The organism is Lacisediminimonas sp. (genome assembly GCF_030645335.1).
Classification (GTDB): Bacteria; Pseudomonadota; Gammaproteobacteria; order Burkholderiales; family Burkholderiaceae_D; genus Lacisediminimonas.
Genome location: NZ_JAUSNH010000094.1, coordinates 1 through 4,140, shown reverse-complemented (window position 1 = coordinate 4,140; position 4,140 = coordinate 1). Strand labels below are relative to the sequence as shown.

Annotated in this window: 6 protein-coding genes; 2 read left to right on the top strand and 4 right to left on the bottom strand. The window is 58.6% G+C overall.

Translation table 11 applies throughout. From position 1 onward, the window contains the following. Nucleotides 1–200: hypothetical protein (locus tag Q7T64_RS06490; protein ID WP_304793069.1), on the top strand; the 200-nt coding region annotated here is incomplete at its 5' end. Here Q7T64_RS06490 and Q7T64_RS06485 read toward each other — a convergent pair. From Q7T64_RS06485 to Q7T64_RS06470, 4 genes are all read right to left on the bottom strand, one after another. Next, on the bottom strand, nucleotides 187–1,200 hold the full coding sequence (locus Q7T64_RS06485) for a 2-dehydropantoate 2-reductase (RefSeq protein ID WP_304793066.1): 1,014 nt from the start codon (nucleotides 1,198–1,200) through the stop codon (nucleotides 187–189). The two genes, Q7T64_RS06490 and Q7T64_RS06485, sit on opposite strands and share 14 nt — an antisense overlap. Nucleotides 1,201–1,260: 60 nt before the next feature. Continuing rightward, nucleotides 1,261–2,028 carry a fumarylacetoacetate hydrolase family protein gene (locus tag Q7T64_RS06480; protein WP_304793063.1) on the bottom strand — a complete coding sequence of 256 codons (768 nt, stop codon included), beginning with the start codon at nucleotides 2,026–2,028 and terminating at the stop codon, nucleotides 1,261–1,263. Between the two features lie 233 nt (nucleotides 2,029–2,261). Continuing rightward, nucleotides 2,262–2,558: a hypothetical protein gene (locus Q7T64_RS06475; protein ID WP_304793060.1), complete on the bottom strand. Its 297-nt coding sequence runs from the start codon at nucleotides 2,556–2,558 to the stop codon at nucleotides 2,262–2,264. A 441-nt stretch (nucleotides 2,559–2,999) separates the two neighbouring features. Continuing rightward, nucleotides 3,000–3,749 (bottom strand): hypothetical protein, encoded by a 750-nt coding sequence (locus Q7T64_RS06470; protein WP_304793057.1) that lies wholly within the window; start codon nucleotides 3,747–3,749, stop codon nucleotides 3,000–3,002. A gap of 109 nt (nucleotides 3,750–3,858) precedes the next feature. Here Q7T64_RS06470 and Q7T64_RS06465 point away from each other — a divergent pair. Beyond that, nucleotides 3,859–4,140, top strand: a 282-nt coding sequence (locus Q7T64_RS06465; RefSeq protein WP_304793054.1) for a hypothetical protein, incomplete at its 3' end; no start/stop codon positions are given.

The following is a 4,140-nucleotide window of genomic DNA, read 5'->3' as shown; positions in this document are numbered from 1 at the left end:
TTTCTTTGGTGACTTTCTTTTTGGCGCGCCAAAAAGAAAGTTACGCGCCCGCGGGGGCGCACACCCCGCTTAACACCAAAGATAATAAAAAAACATCCAACAAACCGAAGCCAACAACCGAAAAAAACAAAATAAAATGCCGCGCGCCCAAAACAACAGGCGAACACGGCATCAAAAAAACCCCAATTAATGAACAGTAGCCAGCATCTTCACCTGCCCCGCCTGAATCTCCATATTCCTCGCCAACAACTTCACCAACGCATAAACCGTATCAATATGCGGCGTCGGCGTCCCGGTCAGCCGCCCCAACTCAATCACCGACCCCACCAACGCATCAATCTCCGGCCCGCGCCCCGCCTCGACATCCTGCAGCATCGAGGTCTTGTGCTTGCCCACCTTCTCCGCCCCCTCGATGCGTTTTTCCAGCGGCACCCGGAACCCGATCCCCAGCGTCTGCGCCACCGCAGCCGCCTCCCGCATCATCCCCGCCGCCAGCTCACGGGTGAGCTGGAACTGGCAAATATCCACCAGCGTCGCATGCGACAAGGCACTGATCGGGTTGAACGTCAGGTTGCCCCACAACTTCAACCAGATCTCCGAGCGCACATCGGTCAGCACCGGCGCCTTGAAGCCGGCATGCACGAACACATCGGCAATACGGTTCACACGAACGCTGTCGGAACCATCGAGCTCGCCGATCGGAAAACGCTCCCCTTCAATGTGATGCACCACACCCGGCGCGATCAGCTCGGAAGCCGGGTACACCACGCAACCGATCACCCGCTCGGCCGGGATATTGGCCAATATCTTCCCAGTCGGGTCCACGCTCTCCACGCGACGGCCAGCTAGCGCTCCGCCATGCTGATGGAAATACCAGTACGGAATACCATTCTGCATGGTCACGACCACCGTATCCGGCCCGAACAGCTTGGGCACGTCCAGCGCCACCGCCTCGACCTGGTTGGCCTTCAGCGCCAGGATCACCAGGTCCTGCGGACCGGGCTCGTCATAATTGCAGCTTGCACGCACGTTGCTGGCGACATGCTCCACCCCGTCGTTCATGATCAGCTTGATGCCGTCGCGCCGGATCGCCGCCAGGTTGGCGCCGCGCACCATGAAGGTCACGTCCTCCCCGGCCAGCGCCAGCTTTGCGCCAACATAGCCGCCAATGCCGCCAGCTCCCACTATTGCTATTTTCATGTCTCTCTCCCGGGAACTCCCTGCGCGGCAATGGCCAGGGGCCAAGCCGGCATTGGCCCCCTATTCGAAGCGGTTAACCAGCTTGCCTATGCCTGCGATGTCAATTTCAATCGTGCTGCCGGGCTTCATCGAACCCACGCCCACCGACGTGCCGCACAGGATCATGTCGCCTGGCTCCAGTGTCATGTCATGCGATATGCGCGACACCAGCTGGGCGGCGGAAAACACCATGTCCGAAATCGGATAGTCCTGGCGCACGTCGCCATTGAGCACGGTGCGCACGGTCAGTGTTGCAGGATCGAGTCCGGTTGCAATCACCGGGCCGATCGGGCAGAAGGTGTCGAAGCCCTTGGAACGGGTCCACTGGGCAAACGACGGATCGCGGTTGAGGATGTCGGCGTGTGTCACGTCATTCAGGCAGGTATAGCCGAACACGTACGACAGCGCCGCGTCTTCGGACACGCAAGTCGCGCGCTTGCCGATGACGATGCCAAGCTCCCCTTCGAAAACGACCTTACCTTCCTGCTGCGGCTTCCTGATGGTCTCTTCGGGGTCGAGATAAGTGTTGGACGGCTTGATGAAATACAGCGGCTCGGCGGGCGCCGGCTGACCGATTTTCTTGCCCAGCGCATGGAAATTGTTCCACAACGCGACAGCCTTGCCAGGCAGCACCGGCGCCAGCAATTTTGCTTCGCGAACATCGACGTAATTGGAGGTCGGCGTCGGATGATTGAACATGTCGCCGGCATGTACGCGGATACGGTCGCCGTCTAGCGTACCGAACCGGACTTCGCCGGAATGATTGAAGCGGACCCAATGCTGGACCATGTGATTCTCTCGGAGATAAATGAAAAGGGTGGGTAAAGCGTGTGCGTGGAACCGCGACCGGCTGCTCCTGATCAGCGAATGCGGATGGGGCAACGGCCCGGCCAACATTGACGGCGTTCACCGCCGCGCAAAGCGATATTGTATGCGCTCAATACACCGCAACCTGCCCTGGGCCTGCCGCATTGCTTCACTCATTGCATCGCACTGCTTCACTTACCGCACCGCACAGGCGATCAGACGCCGACCTCGGCGGCCTGCAATGCTTTCCAGTCGATCGCATGGGCCGCACTGTCGCGCATGGTTTCATTCCAGCGCGATTTGGCTTCGCGGATCGCGGATGCGAGGAAATCGGCATCATAGGCAGTCAGCAAATGCGGCTGGTGCTTCTGCAGGTAAGTCTTGATACGGCTGTTCTCGCAACCGATGCTCATCAGGTCGCGCCAGGTGTCCTCGTCCCAGCACCAGCGCAGGCCGAGCTCGTAGAACGCGGCATTGTAGGCATTGCGTTCGATGTTCGGTGCTGTGTTCATGTCGGTGCTCCTATGTGACGATTCATGGCGGCGAAGCAGGACTCCCGGACAAGCAACACACCGGAAACATCGTCATGCCTTGTGCATGGATCCGATAGTAGGGATCACGAATGATTAGCGATAGTTAAAGTTTTTAGGGCAAATGATTAGATTTACTTATGGTTTTTCATTTGGGCGCTTATCGCACTTAGTTCTTTTATAAAACTCAGAGTATCCAGGATTCATATCTTCGACGAAATTATTTTCGTCAAATGCCTTTCAGGGCGCTTATCGGCCTATGTAGCGTCATTCCTCGTCGCCTGAAAAACAATCCCCTCCTGCTAGAACCGCGTGCTGGTCGTCAGCACTCAGCAGCGTCTTTGCGAAACGGCCAATCCGGTTCGATAAAGAGCTTGTTATTGCGCTAGCCGGCCAATCGGCGAAACGCAAGCGTTCGACTAATTAATTCAAGGAGTGTACTTTGGCTGAAAGAACCCCCACATCGCCAACCCGGCTAAAGCTGTTTTTCAAATCCCCGACCAAACAAGAACAGGGGAAAGACGAGAAAAGCGAGCAGGAACCCGCCTCACCTAGAATTGCGAAGCGGCCCCGCGGATCGGTCCAGTTTGCGCAATCGCCGATCGCTGACACAGGTTCTGCGCCCGAAGCCTCGGGCGCCACGCCGCAGCAACAGCAGCAGCAACAGCAACAGGCAGCCACCTCGCCGCGCAACTCGGATACCAGGGCAGGCAAGGAGTCGCCGCGTGACCGCATCCTGCGCTCCCTGAGCATCGCAAGGCCAAAAAAGAAAGTCGAGCTGCGTGACGCAGACCAATCACCCGTGTCGCGCTCCAAAAGCACGAAATCCAACAGCTCGCTGAAGCGGCCCAAGAGTGTCGAAGTACGATCGCCCCTTTCGCCATCCAGGGACAGCGCATCAGTAATCTCTCCCTCGACGTTCAGCTCGCCCGACAGGCTTGGCTCGCCAAATCTGACGGTGCGTGTAACAAGCACAGCGACGCCATCCAAGGCAGACACGGTGACTGCGGAAGTCACAACCACGACTACGAATACCACCACGACCACCACCACAACAACAACAGCCAGCCCGAAATCGACGGCGAGCAATATCCTGCCGCGCACCCGATCAATCTCGGCGCCGCCCGAGTTAAGCCCGGGTGCGAAACACGTCGCGCTGACAGCAAAGTTCAACAGGGAATTTGCCAGCCCGTCCTCGCAGGATGAGAAATGGCAGCAATACGATAGCGAGGCCGATGAGCCGGTGTCGCCGTCCTACCCGCGCTCGCCGTATTCCCCTTCGATGCAACCCGCATCCCCCTATTCGACGCCACTGAACTCGCCAAGGGATCGGCGCGAAAAATACGACCGGGAGGAGGATGCGCCGCGCGGCCGGCAAGCAGAGAAGGACGTTGCGAAAAAGGACGCCGGGCTGGAATCGCCTGTCTCATCGCCGAGATCGAGTCCGCGCAAGCTCGAAAAAAGGCGGCGCTCGATTTCCATCGAACGCGACAGCGGTATCGTGCGCAGGCCAGTCCAGATTCCCTATCCGCAAGTGGCGGCGGCCTGGATCGACAGCGCGACC